The sequence below is a fragment of the Thalassoroseus sp. genome (assembly GCF_984380535.1).
In genome coordinates, this window is record NZ_CFHRBF010000008.1 from 105,739 (window position 1) to 124,445 (window position 18,707).

13 protein-coding genes and 1 pseudogene are annotated in these 18,707 nt (G+C 53.7%); 5 read left to right on the plus strand and 9 right to left on the minus strand.

Annotated features, from left to right (window positions below; translation table 11 throughout):
• Positions 1–56 precede the first annotated feature (56 nt).
• From AC5DDB_RS12580 to AC5DDB_RS12600, 5 genes are all read left to right on the plus strand, one after another.
• A complete protein-coding gene (locus tag AC5DDB_RS12580) occupies positions 57–5,252 on the plus strand; it encodes a hypothetical protein (protein WP_491740076.1) in 5,196 nt (1,731 codons plus the stop codon).
• A gap of 324 nt (positions 5,253–5,576) precedes the next feature.
• Positions 5,577–6,617 carry a DUF1559 family PulG-like putative transporter gene (locus tag AC5DDB_RS12585; RefSeq protein ID WP_491740077.1) on the plus strand — a complete coding sequence of 347 codons (1,041 nt, stop codon included), beginning with the start codon at positions 5,577–5,579 and terminating at the stop codon, positions 6,615–6,617.
• 228 nt (positions 6,618–6,845) lie between these two features.
• Positions 6,846–8,303 carry a hypothetical protein gene (locus AC5DDB_RS12590; RefSeq protein ID WP_491740078.1) on the plus strand — a complete coding sequence of 486 codons (1,458 nt, stop codon included), beginning with the start codon at positions 6,846–6,848 and terminating at the stop codon, positions 8,301–8,303.
• A gap of 152 nt (positions 8,304–8,455) precedes the next feature.
• Positions 8,456–11,500, plus strand: coding sequence for a PVC-type heme-binding CxxCH protein (locus AC5DDB_RS12595; protein ID WP_491740079.1), 3,045 nt, complete (start codon positions 8,456–8,458; stop codon positions 11,498–11,500).
• A gap of 246 nt (positions 11,501–11,746) precedes the next feature.
• Positions 11,747–11,950: a hypothetical protein gene (locus AC5DDB_RS12600; protein WP_491740080.1), complete on the plus strand. Its 204-nt coding sequence runs from the start codon at positions 11,747–11,749 to the stop codon at positions 11,948–11,950.
• A 75-nt stretch (positions 11,951–12,025) separates the two neighbouring features.
• Here AC5DDB_RS12600 and AC5DDB_RS12605 read toward each other — a convergent pair whose 3' ends face one another.
• The 9 genes and pseudogenes from AC5DDB_RS12605 to AC5DDB_RS12645 all read right to left on the minus strand — a co-directional run bounded on the left by AC5DDB_RS12605 (position 12,026) and on the right by AC5DDB_RS12645 (position 18,679).
• On the minus strand, positions 12,026–12,709 hold the full coding sequence (locus AC5DDB_RS12605; protein ID WP_491740261.1) for a hypothetical protein: 684 nt from the start codon (positions 12,707–12,709) through the stop codon (positions 12,026–12,028).
• Between the two features lie 174 nt (positions 12,710–12,883).
• Positions 12,884–12,964, minus strand: a pseudogene (locus AC5DDB_RS12610) (MJ0042-type zinc finger domain-containing protein); the annotation flags it as partial.
• 137 nt (positions 12,965–13,101) lie between these two features.
• A complete protein-coding gene (locus AC5DDB_RS12615) occupies positions 13,102–13,392 on the minus strand; it encodes a hypothetical protein (RefSeq protein ID WP_491740081.1) in 291 nt (96 codons plus the stop codon).
• A 15-nt stretch (positions 13,393–13,407) separates the two neighbouring features.
• Positions 13,408–14,193 carry a hypothetical protein gene (locus tag AC5DDB_RS12620; protein WP_491740082.1) on the minus strand — a complete coding sequence of 262 codons (786 nt, stop codon included), beginning with the start codon at positions 14,191–14,193 and terminating at the stop codon, positions 13,408–13,410.
• Entirely contained in the window at positions 14,159–15,958 is a 1,800-nt protein-coding gene (locus AC5DDB_RS12625) for a hypothetical protein (RefSeq protein WP_491740083.1), read from the minus strand. Before AC5DDB_RS12625 ends, AC5DDB_RS12620 begins: the two co-directional genes overlap by 35 nt.
• A gap of 47 nt (positions 15,959–16,005) precedes the next feature.
• Positions 16,006–16,500 (minus strand): hypothetical protein, encoded by a 495-nt coding sequence (locus AC5DDB_RS12630; RefSeq protein ID WP_491740084.1) that lies wholly within the window; start codon positions 16,498–16,500, stop codon positions 16,006–16,008.
• On the minus strand, positions 16,497–16,775 hold the full coding sequence (locus AC5DDB_RS12635; protein ID WP_491740085.1) for a hypothetical protein: 279 nt from the start codon (positions 16,773–16,775) through the stop codon (positions 16,497–16,499). Before AC5DDB_RS12635 ends, AC5DDB_RS12630 begins: the two co-directional genes overlap by 4 nt.
• A gap of 116 nt (positions 16,776–16,891) precedes the next feature.
• Entirely contained in the window at positions 16,892–18,088 is a 1,197-nt protein-coding gene (locus AC5DDB_RS12640; RefSeq protein ID WP_491740086.1) for a phage major capsid protein, read from the minus strand.
• 129 nt (positions 18,089–18,217) lie between these two features.
• Complete coding sequence (locus AC5DDB_RS12645) at positions 18,218–18,679, minus strand: hypothetical protein (protein WP_491740087.1); 462 nt, start codon at positions 18,677–18,679, stop codon at positions 18,218–18,220.
• Positions 18,680–18,707 lie beyond the last annotated feature (28 nt).

The window sequence follows — 18,707 nt, forward strand, 5'->3', positions numbered from 1 at the left end:
AACTTCGAGAGCCGGTTCGGGCCACGGCCAGCGCCTCGTTACCAGGATGAGACGACATGAAACGCCTGCACCATCACAGACACCACCCAAGATCGAATCCCCCACTTCCACCCGGCGGTGACCAACGTCGTGGAACCGTTCTGATTGTGGTCATGGGCTTGCTTGGCTTGCTCATGCTACTGGGTTTCGCGTTCTATACGTTCTCCCGTCAGGAGGAGAGCAACGCGGAATTCTTCGCTGCTGCAGAACGCGTTGGAGCCTCTGCGGTCGAAACGAAAAACATCTTCGAATGGGGACTAGCCAGCCTCATCAACGGCGGTCCGTCGGACCTGCCTAACAGCGCCCTATGGGGCGGGCGTCATTCGCTGATGGCCAACGCCTTCGGTCGCGACATTCACCCGTTCTCCGGTCGTGGAACACGCGTGGCCGTTGATCAAAACGGATTACAAATTATCGACCAAGACTTCGATCTATCAACAAGTGAATCCAATACGCCGTTCTATTTCAATGATTCACCGTCAGCAATTGCAGATTCCTCTCAAGTGGGTTTGACGTTTGTTGATCCGGGAACTGCGATGGGCAGTGAACCGGAACTGCCAGACTTCAGGTCCATGGCCGCTCCCGATGCCGGCTACACCTACCCCGATCTCAATAACATCTTTCTGGCCTACAACGGCTACGGCATTGATAGCAATGGTAATCCGTTACGAACAATCATTCCCTCATTCGACCGTCCGCAGTATTTGAGGGAAAACGTTGGTTCTGTACAGCCAATTCCAAACGACCAACGAAATCGTCGAACAGATACTGCTCAGCGCATCATGCGTGCTCACCGAGAGCACATGCATATCGCTCCTGATGGAACTGTCCTTGGGTACCGATACCTTCGTGCCGCATCAAGTGGGGTTGAACCGTTCGCCCGCTACGACGGAAGCACGGCAACCGATCTTTTTGACTTCAAAGGGACCGTAGACCCTATGGATTCCAATGTGGGGGTTCAGGGCGTCTGGGAATTTACCGATGCTACGCATGGTCCAGGCAGCATTCCCTATTACTCATACGACGTTGATGCCGATGGCGATGGAATCAACGAGGCCGTCTATTTGGACCTGGATTACCCGGTGCAAACCCTCTCTGACGGCAACGACACACGGTACATCCCATTGTTTGCTTTCACGATCTACGACGCAGACGGGTTATTGAACTTGTTGGCTCATGGAAACGTCGAAGGCTTTCGGAATGGTCAGCTGGCACGGTCACCGAACCCGAACACGCCGCTCAATGTTCTCGTCGGTAAAGAATTGAACGACCCGAGTAATATTTCGCGGTTAGAAATGTTGCACCGATCCAACTTGGGAGCAACTACGACCGAGACGAATCCTCAGTGGGGCCTGACTGCGGCACTTCCAAATCCGTCAGACAGCAACTACAGCACTGAAATCGCCAAGCTACAACAACATGCGTTTTACTTCGATCGAGACTTCGACGCCAATGCGAGCGGCATTCACGCCACTGAGACGGAAATTGCCAACATGGAATGGTTTTTCGCTCGGCACGGGCGAATCGAATACGGCAGCGAACGATCTGACGTGATTGACGAGTTCCCCGGAATCTACGGCGAAGATCAATATTTGATCGCCACCGCCACCGGCACGGGACCGTTCCAAGACACGACATTCCCGAAACCCGGTCGCACGTTTGGCGATGACAATGGCAACCGAGTCTTCGGCGAACCGATTGCCGCTAACAATCAATACTACAACTTCCGTCAGCCCCTTGATGTTCTCGGCAGCGGACGCGGGTACGACATAACGACTGCAATTGGCGGACGAAGAACACTCACAGCGTTGCCGACTGGTTTCGACGGTCGTTTTCCTGGCTTTATCGACTACCAAACTACCCAAGGTTTCGCTGGTTGGCGGACCTATTTTGGTGGGAACTTGATGGGCAGTGTCGACGTTCCAATCCCAAACCAGCTAATTGACGAAGCTTTTGAACTCAATGTCGATCACCCAACAGCAAGTCCGGATGACGACATTCTGCCGATCTCGGATATGACCTACCTCCAAGCCAGCACGGGTGACATTGATGCGGACAACCTCACCGCTCGTGCCGCCAACCTAATGCCTTACAACTTCGTCGAACATGACGAAGCCGAAGAAATTCGCAAACGCTTCACGACTCTAAGTTGGGATATGAAGAACTTCGGCATTGGCTTTCCGGAAGGCACGCTATCCAATACAGATCGAGCCTGGGAGTTTTCGATCAACGGAGATGGTGACAATGAATTTCCGCCCTACTTCAATACGGCTCAAGCCCAACGTTTCGATCCAACAGATCGTGGTGACTGGAATCCGTTATTTCCTGGAAGTAGGTATCCATCTAATGAACCATTCCGACTCGCGATCCGCTTAGCATTGCGAACCGTTGCAGGTGACAAGTCACGCGATCCTCTTCCGCGTCAACAACGTGCGTTGGCACTCAACGGTATAACGTGCTCGTATGTTGGCCCGAATCAACCTGCCATTGAAGACAACCGACGCGTGGCTTACACCCGGGAACTGACAGCACATGCCAGCGATCCTGGAAATAACGTGATTTCACCAGTTGCATCTGGCACAGATCCAGGGGAACGCCCCAATACCTTGACGAATGCGAATCGAGAAGCCTGGGCACGCTACGATCGTCAACTTCTTGCCCGTGATATTTACGTCATGCTTTATACGCTTGGCGGCGGTAGTACAATCGACGTCACAACGAATTCCAACGCGATTACTAGCAACGGTCCCGACGGAGTAGCTGGTGGTGGTGACGATCTCCGTGAAATCTATGACGATGTTCAGCTCAACGAAATGGCTCAGTTTGCCATTAACTTTGTCGATCGCCTCGACCCAGACAACGTAATCGACAAGTTCGAATTCGACCGCGATCTTTCTGATGGCTGGGATCTTGATGACGACCCGTTTGACGTTGGAGAAACACCAGAAGGAACTACGGACCGCGGTGTCGTCTATGGTATCGAGAACCAAGAATTGACCATTGTTGAAGGTCTAGCATTTCGAACGGAAGAAATTGACACCAACATGGATGGCCTAGGGGATCAAGATCTCTTGGCGACACGTCACGAAGAACTCTACCGGTTCTACTGGACGTATCTCGACCTCTTGAATGCTGCCCCTTATTCGTTGAACAATTTGGCCAACCGGTGGCAGATAGAGTTGCAAGTTGGGCCATTGAGCACACCAGTTGATACCCGCGTGTTTACATTTCTCGACAATCCAACAGGTGGTGCAGTCGGCGGTGCTCAATCATTTACGATCATGTCAGCAGGTTCGACTGAGGGATCGACGGGAACCGGGCAGAAGGTCGACGATAGCCGATTCATGGCGGATTTAGATTACGACGAAGCGGCATCGGCGATGGCTAACATGGGAATGGCTGCCGCCCCTCCGAACAGTGATATGGAAGTCATTGTTCCGGCGACAACACCGACCAGTAAAATCGACTTAGTGACTGATACAAGTCGCTACGAATTGGTGCTTTCCGACGGGACAACATCGGTTGGCCAGTTCCTTGACGATGTCAACTTCGAAACAGGAACGCCAACGCTGACCTTTACGTTGCGTCGACGACTGCACCTGGGACGGACCGTCAACACGACCGACCCGCAGTATGATGACGATAACCCTTGGATCGATGTCGATGTCCATCAAATGACTGGCTACACCGAGCCTTCAAGCATTCCTGCCACTCCGGCGAACTCGCGAAACGGCATCGGTGGTGTAGCCGCCCTCGCACTGGATCAGAACGATAAGAATGGATGGAACATCAAAGCGAAGATACTCAAAAACTCAGTGATTAGTTTGGAACGACTAGATCGACTGGACCGGCAGGATCGGCGACCGCACTCGGAGGCCATTGTGGCTTCAACAGGTGACTCTGTACAGGCTGACCTCGACCACAATGGAACACCAGAGACTTATGCCGACGCGGCAAACTTTCAAAATTACAAAGACGCCGCGAATAATCTATTCCGACTGAACTCGATTGGCCGCGCGAATCGCCAAGCAGAGTACAATCTGTGGCAAATGCAGTCCGATCGTTATTACCATTCGGTGAGCGAGATACTTAACATTCCATTATTCGGGCCGGAAGATGTAACGTTGCGAACTGAGAATGCTACGACATCCGGCACGCTGCTTGCCGGCAACACGAAAATCTTGAGGCCGTTTGATTCGAATAGTTACGGGGCCAATGGTGCCGATGATAATGGCGGTGGCGACGATGACTATAGCCTCAACAATTATTGGTACCGCTTGCTGGAATTCCTGGAACGCCCCTCACCGATCTCTCGCGAAGGCGAAATTCGTGATCCGGGGATGATGAACCTGAACACGATTCGTTACCCGGCATCACTCGCGGGACTGGTCGATGATCCGTATGCGTTCAGCTTCACTGCTTATCAAGACATCAAGAACAACAATCTCGCAACCCAAACTAGCTATATGCCGGACTCGTATGAGAGCGGCCGCGATTGGTGGACGCAATTCCTGATGTCACGCGACGGTGGCTATAACTTCATCGATACCGATGGGAGCGGTACGGTCAATGCAGCCGACTCCAACCCGGTCCGCTACGACTGGACCACCGGCCGAATTCTACCAGGTGCACCGGGCGCCATGCCCTTCCGTCCGATGTCGCTCACGACAGCAGGGGCTGAATTCAGTCTCGAACACACTGCACTTCGGCATTTACCAAAGGCTTGGGACTCTGATCCTGGCACGACAGTTAACAACACATTCCCGACTCGGCGATTGTTCGAACTGCGAACCGACAACGAACCTGGCAGCAATATCGACGCATACGCGCCGTATCGGCTGTATTCGAAGATTCTCAATAACGCCACGGTGCGAAGTAACACGTTCTTTGTGTTCATGCAAATTGATTACTTCGAAGTATTGGAGATCGATGGGGGAGATGTCGATCCGGATTCCGGAACGACTGTACCCGCCGGCTACGTGTTGCAAAAGATCGGTCGGCAACTCGATCCGAATGCGGCTGCCACGCCGAAGTCACAACGCGGATTCTTTGTGATTGACCGTTCCAAAGCGTTCGGCAAATTGACAGAAGAGAATTTCGATGGCGGCACGAACCCGACGTTCGCGTTCTGGGGCGATCGTGCCACCAGCGACAACCCAGTCGAATTCGACTACAAGTCGCTAGTTGTCCACCAACACGTTTTCCAGAACTAACCACTAACTTTTTGTACACAGCCCCCCAAAACCACAGTTTCCTAGACAGCACAAACCCGTCGGTCGGAACCGGCGGGTTTGTTTTTTGTTTCGCGGTTTTTCAGACAATTCTTGATATTTTCTGTTTTTGTGGGAGAATCGCTGTTGATCCTCGCCGACCGAATGCGTTTCTAGCAGAGACGTCCGATACCTCTGCAGGTCGGCGTATCATTTCGCGGCGAAACTTCTCGCGAAACCAATCAAATGGCACCGCTCTCAGCCACGAATAGAACCTATTCTAGTACACACTCTCGGACCTTTCGTTTGAACCAAAGAAGGATGATCATGAACGTTTCTCGCCATCGCACCGCGTCGCGCCGTCGCGGATTCACTTTGATCGAATTGCTGGTGGTGATTTCGATCATCGCTACGTTGATTTCGCTCATCGCCCCTGCGGTGCAAAGTGCACGTGCTGCCGCCCGACGAACCCAATGCCTGAACAACTTGCACAACCTGGGCTTGGCGTTGCAGAACTTCGCCAGTTCCCACGGCGGCAACCTGCCTTACGTTCGTGACATGACCCAAGGCACTGAGGCCGAGCAAGACATCAGCGGTTGGCCAATTCAAATCTTGAGTCAGCTCGACAACGAAGCTGTTCAACGTCAATTGCGAACGAATGCCGCTGCTATCGGTACGACCGCTACGACAGCAACTTTGAATCCTTTCACTCCCGGTGCAACGACTGGAACCGCTCCTGTCGAAACCTGGCTGCAAGTTTTCACCTGCCCAGATGACCTCAATTCTTGGCAACAAAGCTACGGCCTGAGCTATCGTTTGAACAGTGGCTACTTGGGAACCGGCACAACTGGCCCAGGGGGCTTTGATCCGGGTGACCTGGTTGCGACAACGATGCTGGGATCTTTGGAAGCCTACTCGACCGGTGCGACATTCCAACGTATCGGCACTGGTGACCGCAGAATGAGTTTCGACTTCATCAACCAAGGTGACGGAACTGGCAGCACAATCTTGATCGCAGAAAACATTAACCCTGGTTTGGCTTCATACGGTTGGAACATCAATACGATGGAAGCATTGGTCTTCGGGGCCTATCAGGAAGACATCTTGAATGGATCGACACCAATCTACGACATGAGCAAAGCCAACCTGAACGACAACGGGTGTACAACGCTCGCAGACTCCGCTCCTAACTCTGCGGTTGGTGGTGCGATTGCGTCTTCAGGTCACCAAGACATTGTCCATGTGTCCTTCGCCGATGCCGCAGCAAAAGGCATCTCCGACACGATCGACCCGACCGTCTACCTCAAACTGTTGACCTCGAACGGCCAACGATACGGTCAAGGTATTTTGAACCAAGCTAACTACTAAGAGTCTGTTCACGGACTGAAAGCAGCATGCCAAAGCCTCACGGGAAACCGTGGGGCTTTTTTCGTTGGGAATCAGCGATGCATCCGGCACGGTTTGAGTTCGCTTGTGATCAACAATAGGATAAAGATCGTGAGTCGGCCGACGTTTTGAACAAAACTGTTTCGGGATTTTTGTACGATTGATTGGGCATTTATCTCGTTGTGCTTCACATTCCACGAGGCTTTTTCGATGCTGCGATTCCAAATTTCGTGTGGGTTGATAATTTTTCTGACGCTAACCGCCCGTGTGTCCGCTGAGTTCACTCACCTGGAACCCATTGCCGCTAAACTCGCGGAAAAAATTGCCGAGGATTTAAAAGGGCGAACGGTTGTCGTTGCTGCTCGCAGTCAAACGCCAGTTCCCTGGCCGATTCATGAGGCTATTGCCGTCGAGTTGACGGCTGCTTTGCAAACCCGGCGAATCAATGTGATAAGATCGGCGACTCATCCGGCGACAAAGTCACTCAGTAGCGATTCATCCCTGTTCACGTCCCGCGATGCTAAGCGAGTCAAGACTGCTGAAAGAGACGTGTTGTGCGGAGTCTATGTGACGCCGGCTAATCCAGTCCGTATTGACGTCACTCTTTGGCAAGCGAATGGGCACGGACCAATCAGTCGAGCCCAGGCGACATGTTCCTTGGCCAATGCGAATTTGGAGGCAAATGTGCCTTCACGGAATCGAGACGTGGTCAAGTTTTGTCAGAAAAACCTCGGAGACGCCGTTGGAGATGGCATCTGTGCAACACTGGCCAAAGAAGCTCTTCAAGCTGCCAACGCCGAAAGAACCGGGATTTACACGTGGGGGCGGGAAATGGATGGCCAGGAACCAATTATGCCGGGAGATATCCTTCAGTTGGAGTTGGTGAAACTGAAAGGGAATCGTTTCTCTCGTTCCTACCATCATCATACAGCCGTCGTCGAAACCGTCCGTCCAGACTACATCACTGTCTTGCATCAGAATGTTGCACCAAAAGGCAAAGTTGTTCAACGAGACACTTGGCCTACCAATGTGACTCGCGAGGGAATCGTTCAGGCGTTTCGACCTTGGAACGGAAAGAGTCCCCTCCCAGCGGTCTCGCCACGACGTCGTACGTCGGCACAAGTGATTCATCGGTCTGGCAAGATTGATCTATTACACACTCTCGATCCTCGTGCCGACTCCGTCCGAGGAATCTGGTTTTGGGAAGGCGGTGGCTTGAGATGGAATCGTGATTCGTACGCCCGTTTGCAAATCCCATATGCCCCACCAAAAGCATACACGTTAAATCTCAAAATCCGTCGGCTCGTTGGGGCCGATTCTTTCGGCATTGGATTGATTGTTGCAGGTCGGCAAACATTGCTCGCAATCGATGGATATGGAGGCACGTTCACGGGATTGAATTTGCTTGACGGTAAGAAGTGCAAGGACAATGAATCCACCTATCGGGGTACCGTATTGCCCGCGGACCAAGTCGTCGATTTGATCGTCCGCGTTCGACCAGATTCCGTATTATTGAAAGCGGATGAGAAGACAATTGTCGATTGGCAAGGTGACCCAGCACGTCTGAGCATGCAGGACGAGTACGCCGTCCCTCGAACCGATTGGTTGTTCCTTACCAGTTGGAATACGCACTGCGAAATCTCCGAGTTTACGTTGACGGAAGATTGACCGCAGATGGTAACAAAATCGAGCCCCCCTCATGGGGATCCTCAACATCGCTCGACATTTACGCTATAACATTCTTCTGGGCGTCGATTGCGTTGCAACGCAATCGACGATTTCCCTTTAGTGCTCAAACTCGTCGATCAACGAGGACTTCAATGAAAGACGCTCGCGTGCGGTGGATGTGGGTGGGAGTCGGGTTGGCTCTCAGTATGGTGGGTTCTGTGATGGCGGAAGACTTCATTCCGCGTCGGCAAAGCCAACCGCCAGGCCCGCCGCTCTCGCCGCAAGACGCGATCAAAAAAATGACCGTGCCGGAAGGTTTCTCGGTCGAATTGGTCGCTTCGGAACCGGACCTCGTCAATCCTGTTTCGATGACTTTCGACGAGCAAGGTCGGGTGTGGGTTACAGAAAGTTTCGAGTACCCCCGACGAGAACCCGGCCCCGGTCGCGACCGCATCAAAGTCTTGGAAGACACCGATGGCGACGGCCGAATGGACAAAACCACGATCTTCGCTGAAGGCCTAAATATTCCCTCCGGAATTGCCGTCGGGCATGGCGGAGTCTGGGTGGCCAACGCCCCGGACATCCTCTTCATGCAAGACACCGACGGAGACCTGAAAGCCGACACTTCCCAGGTCGTCGTCACTGGGTTCGGTCGGTTCGACACGCACGAACTTCCGAATTCATTCACCTGGGGACCGGACGGTTATCTCTACGGTTTGAACGGCGTTTTCAATGCGTGTCATGTGAAGTATCCCGCCGACTCGCCGCACGCAAAGAGCAACCCCGATGGTTTCCGCTTCACATGCGCGTTGTTCCGCATTCACCCGAAAACCTGGGAGTTCGAAGTCTTCTGCGAGGGCACGAGTAATCCTTGGGGTGTGGCGTTCAATCCGGTGGGTGATGCGTTCATCAGTGCGTGCGTGATCGATCACCTATGGCATCTCACGGAATCCGGCTATTACCATCGGCAGGGTGGTCCTTATCCGCCGCACACGTGGAAGCTGGAGTCGATCGTCAAGCACAAGCACCAAATGGCGGCTTACTGTGGAATTGAATACTACGATTCCCACGCCTACCCGGAGGAGTACCGCGGACACCTCTACATGGGCAACATTCACGGCGGTTGCATCAATGTCGACACCCTCGAAGATCGCGGTGCGACTTACTTCGCAAAACCTCGACCGGACTTCCTCACCGCCAACGATGTGTGGTTCATGCCGGTCGATCAGAAAACCGGCCCCGATGGCTCGTTGTACGTTCTCGATTGGTACGATCGCTACCACTGCTATCAAGACGCCAACCGTGATCCCGCCGGTATCGATCGCTTGAACGGTCGTCTCTATCGCATTCGCTACGAGAACACACCACGCGCCAAAGCCTTTGACCTGGCCGACGAGACGGATCTTCAACTCATCGAACGACTGAAAAGCGAGAACGGTTTCTTCGCCGCGACGTCACAACGGATTCTTTCCGAACGGCTCGCAGAGCCAAACACGCGAACCAGTCTGCAAACCCGTCGCGAGTTGCAAAAACTCGCTCTGACGGATTCTACCAATGACAAAGTTCGACTACGAGCGGTGTTCGCATTAGTGGGATCTCACCGGTTGGATCCGAAGTTTCATCAGCAACTGCTCTCGCACTCGAACCCGGAAGTTCGCAAGTGGGGCGTGCGAGCAGCAGGGAATTTTGGAGCAATCGCACCTAATGTGGAAGCCGAACTGGCGAAAATGGTGCACGGTGAAGAATCGCCACGCGTGCAAGTGCAACTCGCGATTGCCGCTGCGAAACTTGAGTGTCTACCAACGGTGCCAACGCTGACGACCGTTCTCGATCGATGCGGAGAAGACCAATTGATCCCGCACATCGTCTGGCAGAACTTACTGCCTCACTTGCAGCAGGACGCCGACGTCTATTTTACTCAGGCAGCACAGTCGAAATTTGCGGATTCGAAAAATGTAATCGCGTTGCTGCCCCGCGTGTTGGATGTGGCGATCTCCGATCGAACTCCAAATCTCTCGGGAGTTTCGAAACTCGTTGGCAGCTTGGTCCGTGCGGAACAATTCGACGCGGCTCGGCTGTGCTTGGAACGAATTGCCGATCGTGTTCAATCGGGAGAAATCAACGACCGCGAGCTCAATAATATCCGCCAAGACTTGCAGCCGGAATTCGAAACGATCTGGCAAGCCGATAACCACTCGTTGACATTCATCACGAAAGTCATTGCGACACTTTGGAAGGACCAGTCAGCGACGGAAGATATCCGCGCCATCTTTGCGAACCCGACCGCTCCGGTTCATCGCCGTGCCCAAGCATTGCAAGCGTTAGTCGCGGTGCAAGAATCACATTTGCCAAGTGATGTGGCAGTGATTTTGAATCAGCCGAAACGCAATCCGCAAGAGTTGCGGGAGGCGGTGTTGGTTTCACTCGGTCGGTTGCAATCGAACGAAATTGCCGACGTGCTGCTGGCAAGTTGGCCGAAATTGGAACCGGTTTTACAACCAAAAGTGGTTGAATTGCTCACGCAGCGGCCGAATTGGGCCAAACAGTTGTTAGCTGCCATCGGCCAGGAAAAGATTCCGGCCAACGTGCTCAACATCAACCAAGTTCGTCGCTTGATGGCCACCGGCAACGAGGAACTTGCCGAGAGTATCCGCAAGCACTGGGGCATAGTCCGAGAAGGGCGTGATCCGGCGCGTGAGCAACTCATCAACCAGTGGAAACAGAAAATCCAAGCCGGCAAGGGTGATGCGATCGCCGGCCGGGTCGTGTTCAACAAGCTTTGCGGTCAATGTCATCAGATTTATGGCGAAGGCAAGGAAGTTGGCCCTGACATCACGCGAAACGGTCGCAGTTCCTTAGAACAGCTCCTTTCAAACGTGTTCGACCCCAGCTTGGTCATTGGAGCCGACTACCGGGCCGTCACCGTGGCTACGGTCGATGGGCGACTTGTGACGGGTTTGCTTGTGGAAGACAGTCCCACGCGGGTTGTCCTCAAAATTCAAGGCGGCAAACAAGAGGTGATCGCCCGCGATGATGTGGCGGCTCAGAAAGTCAGCCCGGTATCGTTGATGCCGGAAGGACTGGAGAAACAACTGAAACCCCAAGAAATGAGGGACCTGTTCGAGTTTCTGATGCTCGACCGTCCCCCGGAAGACCCCAAGGCTAAACGGCTGCCCATTTCCACAGCGAATCGTTGACGATTCAGCCGCGAGTCCCGACGAATGTCAAAGGTTCGCGGCTATCAATAGTTTTTTCCGAAAAATAGCATTTTTCACCTGGGTGAGACTTGAATCGAGATGTCGCTGAATGATAACGTTTCCACGCACTAGAGGTCGCAGAGCGTTCTTCGTCTATCTACTAGGAGACCGACGCGTTCCTTTTCGTCAACGACCTGTTCCTTGACATCTCAAAGCCGAACTGCCTTAACAGGAAAGATGAGACCAATGAGTACCGTGACCGACGTTCCCAATGCGATCAATGGACAATCGGACGCGTTCGCAGAAACCACATCTGCATTGGACTTCATTGAGGAAATTCGGCTTCGTACCTGGGCACGAAAGAACTACGCCATTTCCAGCGAACGTTCGGAATCCTGGCATCCCGTCGTTTTGGATGAGATGAACCGTATTGATCGCGAACAAGCGTAGGCTCATCGTTCTTCAATTGATATTCTCACGCTTCCAGCTTTCTGGAAGCGTTTTTTTACGTCGATGCAAAACGGTTCATTCTGTCGCGTTTGAAGACGGTGGGCTGAGCCGAACTTCATATTGCCCATCGAAACCCATTGAGACCTCTGGGCGGCCTTCAAGCGTAAACGCCTTCGTCGATGGTGGCATCAAGAAATAGAGTTCGCCGGCATCACTTTCAAGAACGCAACGCAGGCGACTCTCATTCGTCACGGCTTCCGTCACGAATCCCAATCCGCTCTCGAATAGCGTAACCGACCGGTCGGCCCAACCTGCGGTGTCGAACGGCAGGTCTTCATCGTATGACCGTTGCAGTGAAGCCGCGAACTCTGTTAGTGTTTTGCCTGCCTCCAGACGCTGCAGACGTTCCAATTCACGTCGATGTTCCAACAACCAAGCCCGCAGGTTCTTGTCGGCATCGGCCGAGACACGAACGACTTCCGTTTGGTCTGTCTTCTGCAGACTCAAGCGAATTGCACTTTCGTTCGCGTCGATCACCAACCGCATCCGCTTCGGGATCAGTCCAATCGGTGGAGGATTCGTTCGAACCGATTCGACAAGCGTTTGGAACTCTTCCTCCGGAATTCCTATTTCCTCAGCTGTGAGCAACTTGGTCGGAATTTCGAAGTCGACCGCGAACTCTCCGGGTAACTTCCCTGATAGATTCGGTCCTTGCTCCCAAAGCAAAAAGACCATCGTGCCGACAACGACCGCAAACATTCCAACCGGCGCAACGATCGACCAAAATCGCGAACCCGACTTCCGACCACGACGCGAAGACCGAGTCCTAGTGGGGGACGACTCGCGCACTGAAATCGATGGAAAATCAGTGCTTGGAGGTTGTTCTGTGACTGGGGTTGGTCGCGGCACAAGCAGTTCCCGACTGCATTGTGGACACTTTCCCTTTTTGCCGGCAGCGGCCTCGTCAACACGAATCGCGGCATTGCACGAAGGACATTGGAATTGAATCGGCATTCAGATCTTCTCTGTAACAATCACGGGATTTCTAACAGACTTCCGCTCCGAAATTCTTAGAGATTTTGCTCACGCGGTCCAGAGTCTAAGTCTCGAAAACAAACTCACCTGGCCAAAAACGCAGAGAAATTGCCCTATCAAACCGGTATCGGTCCTTCTGCTTCGACAATCAACTCGGGATTGTTGTTCAACTCCTTTGGCGACGGAATATCTTGCAGGAAACTTCTCAACTTTGGCAGACGTGGCTCCTGGCGGCAGAGTAACCCGCTGACTGACTCTCGTTCCGAAGAACCAACGTCGGCGTCGATCAGCCGAAGAATTCTTCCGACTGGCACGTAGGGAAAGAAGTCGTTGAGCCGACTGTGGGGAGTGACTGAAATCAGTTGCAACCCGGCGGACGCCATCGCCTTGCGAGAGAGTCGCAACATCTGTGTGATCCGATATTAATGCCAGTCCGTTTGAACCGCCGCTGCGAACGGCTTGCGATCGTCGAAATGGTACTGAGATGGTCCTGGGATGCGGTCGAAATCCTGCGACGCAATCCCACCCCGTTTGCACTGCCGCATAAAGTGCTTCAGTGGCAACCGCGAATCATGTTCGATTCCCCGGTTTCTGGCGAAGTTTTTCTGCTGGGGCGAAAGGCGAATTTGCATTTCGCAGCCGGCCAGGTAGATGATGCGAAAGCCAAGGCGATAAAGAAGATCGATAGCCTGGACCAACGAATCTGCCCAATCCAAGATTCCCGTGGCCAACGGTGAAACGAACTCAGAATAGCCGCGTTTTTGACGATCGAACACCAGAACGTTCGGGCACTCGCAGACTTTGAAAGTCGAGTTTGGAACGATCTCCATTGCTCGACGCCGGTGAACAAACTTGGTGATTCCCGGGTCGAGATAAATACTGCGGTGAAAGCGGGCAGTCGGATCGTAACTCGTCCAAAAGTTTGGGCGGAGAAGCCGTATCCCGGCCAGGTTGATCGACATCTTTGGCAACGCGGAAGCGGCAATTCTTCGCGTCGGTAACATCGATAGCGAAGGACCGCCACCGATGAGCCAACATGCCGATGGTTGAGGCCCGGCGTAAAGGTCTTCCAGTCGCATAGCTGTCTCGTTGCCATCCGTTTCCAAGCGAGCAAAAAGCGATTTCCCCATACTTGTACCCCCGGAGACTTCTTGCGTTTGATTCGAGTCGCGACTACAGACTATCCACGCGAAATTCATCGAATGCATGCGGAATGTTTCCGCCGGAAGCTTCGTCGTAGTCGGCCCACATTCCGTGTGATGTTCCGGTCGATGATGCGGAGTTGTAACTGACGCTCCAACTTGTTTCTTCATGCGTCACTTGCCCGACGACCGCGGTACCATTGAGCGTGGCCTCGAAAGTCACGGTCGAGCCATCCACGATGGAAACACCTGTGCTTGCTCGGACCGTCGGTATACCAGCAGTGACTTCGACCAGCTCAAGCGTTTGCGACGACTGATTGACGATGAGTTTCCAATAGTTCAACGGATTGACCAGCCGCATCACCAAACCACCATTGCCTGGTGAATTCCCACCAGCTAACCGAACCCGTGCGGACACGATGGCATTGGAGATTTCTGTATCGACAACTGCCAGGCCGTCGGGTCCATCCGGGGAAACCGCGTTGGCAAGAAACGAACCGATCGACCACGATGCATTCCAGCGGTCCCATGACGGCCCGATGTCTGGAACGTGATTGACAATCAGCGTGCCTTGCGTATCCGTGAATTGATCGAACGCGACAACATTTCCGGAACCATTCGAACTCGTTTCCGACGAGAGCGTTATCTCCCCACCGCCAAAGCCACTCTCGGCATTTCGCGGCAATTCGCCATGGTGGTCATTTTCAGTCATCGACCAAATCTGGCGGGGATCGGTTCGTCCAAGCTGGAGTTGAAATCGTGGAGAATGATCGAACTGCACACGGACGGTCTCTGCGGACGCTGTAACCAACTCCTCACCGTCGCGGTTTTCGATTCGCACGGTTCCGACCCAGGGACGAAAAAGTGAGTCTTGCGTACCGGTCTCCACCAAAAACCGTGGCGCCGGTTCGGCATACAATCGAAAAAACTCCTGCGCAAGCGCTCGAGAATCGTTTGTGGTTCGAATCCAAGGGACGGTCAATCGGATACTGCGTTCGCCGTGGGTATTCTGACTTTGCGGCTGCACATAGTGAGCTTGCCATCGATAACTCGACTGCGTGCCATCCGAGTTCGCAGAGTAGATGCGATCCCCAACGAGCATCATCCGATTGAACAAAAATCGCCGGTCGTATGTTTCTTCGAGTTTCGTCAAGTCACTCGCTTCTCGCCAGATGGCCGCCGGTATTGTGGGGGCCGGTTCGAAAAAGAACGTACCGGTTTCGTCGACACCCCAAACAGCACCGCGTGCACGAACTGCCAAGTCACGCAGCAACGCGGTGACCGATTCCGTTCCACGAACTTTGAGACTGGTGACATTGGATGCATTCGGCGGTTCGTCGATACGATCAGCGTCGTAGAGAATGTTCGTGTTCGGAACGACGTAGTCTTGAACGAGCACGCGAACGACATCCGCTGGCCCGCTCACGGTATCGATGGTTTCTTCCGAGTAATCTGGATCGAGCGAAAACAAGTCGGCTTGGGCGAACCGATGCGGCGGGATTCCGTTGACCGTTGAACCAAAGCCGCCCGGAAAAACATGGTCCAACTCAGACGCCATGCCTTCCAGTTGAAGCCTGATCGTCGCCGGACTTGTCGCTTCGCGAGAGATCACGCGTCCGAGATACCAACGATTTCCAGAGCCATACTCGAAAGCCAACCAATCGCCGATGGCAATGGTTGCACGATCCGTAAACGCGTCGTGCAGCCTCACCTCGCCGGCTCCGCAACCGCCCTGGCGATGAAGTTCGAACCACGCTCCCAGAATTGCTCGCTCGGAAAGTTCCTCGGCAGAGTTTGTCGGAGAACCGGAGTAGTGCAGGATACGTCGCATAGTGATTGATCATTTCTGAGGGAATGATGTGTGTCGGCGATGATCGCTCAATACTCGTCCGCACCGTAAATCACGGGATCGTCGGCGTGCAGTTTCAAAATGTATGCCAACAGTGACGGATCGGAGGCGTCGTAATCCAAACGGACGACGGAACAATTCTGGAAATAGCGATTCGAAAGTTCGTTGTGATGAAGATAGAAATCGAACTGCCCGTCGAGCATTCCGTGCAGGGTTTGGCGAAGCGTTTCGATCTCTGCAAAAACATCGAGTGTGGTGTCGGCCTCAGTCTCCGATGCGATCCTCGCCCGGATCTCAATGTCGACACCATTCGGCGTGAGGCCGGTTGTCACATCGCCACTTTTTAGTGGAACCTTGTAGCGTTCGAAGTCCCATGGTTCACCGACGCGGATCGAGTTGATCACCCCCGGCAGACTTGTGTAGGACACGCCGTCGTACAATGCCGGCCGGAACACCGAGACCGCGAACCAATCCGATCGGAATGCACGTGCGTCCGCGTTCAGGATATCATCGAAATCACTCACGCCTCGTCCTCCGTTTCGCCGCGTGAAACCGTCCAACTTGGCAACGAGTTCAGCAGTTGTTGGTAATGCTGGCGAGCTTCGAGAAGTGCCCGGAGATTCGCCGCCCGATCGGTCATACGCCCCTCGCGACTGCCCACCGAGTATTTGAGCGCCGAGAGTTTGCCATCGCGGAGCAAGTTCGTGATATCCAAATCGATCTGAGCCAGAATGCCGCGGATTTGGTCTTCGCTCAGTTCGTCACCACTGACCGAGGACAAGTCATCGAGGTCGCTCATCGTGTTCCCCTTTTGAAAAATGATGATGTGATGAGGTCGCGAGTGATGAGGTGATGTGATGAAGGCGTAGAGTCGTACCTCATCACATCAGACCTCATCACCCCATCATCCGATGACTATGCCCCATCGACCTTGGTCACGAAGGCGGTGTCGACCGCGGAGACGCCGCCGTAATGCCGAACTTTCACGCGAAGGACCACATCTCGTTCAAACGACGCCACGCTATCACCGCGTTGCAAGAAGGTTTGCACCGGCCAGATTTCACTCCACACGAATTGCTTGCGGAAGTCGCCGATGTACCAGTCGCTCGCGGCCTGTCCGCCTTGTTCGTCGATGAACGGTGAACTGAGGACTTCCACCAAACCTTGAACCGGATTGGCTACCCGGGTTTGGTGATCGCCATCGGTCATCGTGACTTCTGTCGAGTTCACAATGCTGTGAGCCGTTCCCCGCAGGGCTTCAGGCACAAGCAATTGCCGGACTGGTGCGACGATCGGACGTGGCGTACCGTCCACACGATCGTCGACAACTTCAGTGGCTCGGTAATACATCGCGGTTTCGACGTCGGTCCAATCGACGAGAGGAACTGCGGCATCGAAGTCGGTACTGGTCGTGTTACCGACCCCGATCCAGTTGCGGTTCGAACCGTCTGTGGCATACAGCTGAGTACCGCTGCCACTGGGACGGTACACGTATTTGCCGCTGCTTGCGTCGGCATCGGTGACGGCTCGCACGATCGTCCGTTCTCGTTCTTGTCGCAAGTAATAACCAAGTGCCCGAGCGCGTCGATTGATTTCGCCGGTTTGATCGAAAGCCACGAGCTCTTCATTGATGGAAAGAATTCGGCCCTGTTTGGTTTCTTCGGTGGTGACGTACTTGTCCTCGAAACTCGACTCCTCGTAGGAGTGTCCTTCGGGCACATCCGTCGGACCGGCTAGCGCTTTGAAACCAGCGATCTTCTGATTGCGAAGTTTGCTGGACATTACGGTGACGAGTTTGTCGCCGATGAAACCAGTGCTGTCTTCGTAACCGGCGATGACTTGCCGACCGATCAGTTCGGCTGTCACAACTTGGAACAGATTCGTGCCAACGCCCGGGTTGGCCTCCGAGAGCAACGCAGACACGTGAGCGGTCGGCGAGAGCGTCTCATTCATCGACCGCAAACGCGGCAAGACTCCACAAGCATCTGCCAGTTCGTAGTAACTCACCTCGTCCGATGAAAGCTGCCCTTCATTGAGCAACGTGCAAACGCGGTCATAGAACCCCATCGGCCCGAGGGATTCGATCAACATCGAGAGATTGACATTCGGCATGGTTTTGTCCGTTGTTGGTTGTGAATTGTCCGTGGTGACTGACCGAGTCGTGGATGGAATTGATGATGTGAGGGGCAAGTCACGGTTTCTTCATCATCACGTCAGACCTCATCACATCATCATCCGCGTCTACGCTGTGGCTGCGTGGAAGGCGGATTTGAATTGCACGCGGAGTTTCGTGGCCCCAGAAGTTTTGTACTCGGCGGCGAAGGCGATTCCCGTGGCCCCACTGCCGATAGCTTCGAGTTGTTGATCGTTCAGCGTGGACGAGGATTCATCCGGCCCCAATTCATCGCCGATCTCGTAAGCTCCGCTGGCGACATCCATCTCGTAGACTGAGAGCGGGCTGGTATCGACAGAGATCGGATCCGTCTCGCCCGAGGCACTCGCTTCGTGGGCAATGCCCAAGAACACCGCGGCGAACGCGGACTGCGTGGTGGCAAGATTGGTATCCCAAGTAAAAGCGGACGCGGGTTTGACATCGTCGGTGTCGAGAAAAACCAAGTCGCCAACTTCGATCACGGTGCTTGAATCCACCCGGACTTTCCGAAGCGACATCTGGCCGCTACGGAATCGAAACTGATTAGACATGCTGTTTCCTTGGTGAAATGTGTGTTGT

Bases quoted from the DNA above. Each gene is read 5' to 3' on its own strand.
- AC5DDB_RS12580 (WP_491740076.1), top strand. From the start codon at position 57: ATGAAACGCCTGCACCATCACAGACACCACCCAAGATCGAATCCCCCA.
- AC5DDB_RS12585 (WP_491740077.1), top strand. From the start codon at position 5,577: ATGAACGTTTCTCGCCATCGCACCGCGTCGCGCCGTCGCGGATTCACT.
- AC5DDB_RS12590 (WP_491740078.1), top strand. From the start codon at position 6,846: ATGCTGCGATTCCAAATTTCGTGTGGGTTGATAATTTTTCTGACGCTA.
- AC5DDB_RS12595 (WP_491740079.1), top strand. From the start codon at position 8,456: ATGAAAGACGCTCGCGTGCGGTGGATGTGGGTGGGAGTCGGGTTGGCT.
- AC5DDB_RS12600 (WP_491740080.1), top strand. From the start codon at position 11,747: ATGAGTACCGTGACCGACGTTCCCAATGCGATCAATGGACAATCGGAC.
- AC5DDB_RS12605 (WP_491740261.1), bottom strand. From the start codon at position 12,709: ATGTTTGCGGTCGTTGTCGGCACGATGGTCTTTTTGCTTTGGGAGCAA.
- AC5DDB_RS12615 (WP_491740081.1), bottom strand. From the start codon at position 13,392: ATGTTGCGACTCTCTCGCAAGGCGATGGCGTCCGCCGGGTTGCAACTG.
- AC5DDB_RS12620 (WP_491740082.1), bottom strand. From the start codon at position 14,193: ATGCATTCGATGAATTTCGCGTGGATAGTCTGTAGTCGCGACTCGAAT.
- AC5DDB_RS12625 (WP_491740083.1), bottom strand. From the start codon at position 15,958: ATGCGACGTATCCTGCACTACTCCGGTTCTCCGACAAACTCTGCCGAG.
- AC5DDB_RS12635 (WP_491740085.1), bottom strand. From the start codon at position 16,775: ATGAGCGACCTCGATGACTTGTCCTCGGTCAGTGGTGACGAACTGAGC.
- AC5DDB_RS12640 (WP_491740086.1), bottom strand. From the start codon at position 18,088: ATGCCGAATGTCAATCTCTCGATGTTGATCGAATCCCTCGGGCCGATG.
- AC5DDB_RS12645 (WP_491740087.1), bottom strand. From the start codon at position 18,679: ATGTCTAATCAGTTTCGATTCCGTAGCGGCCAGATGTCGCTTCGGAAA.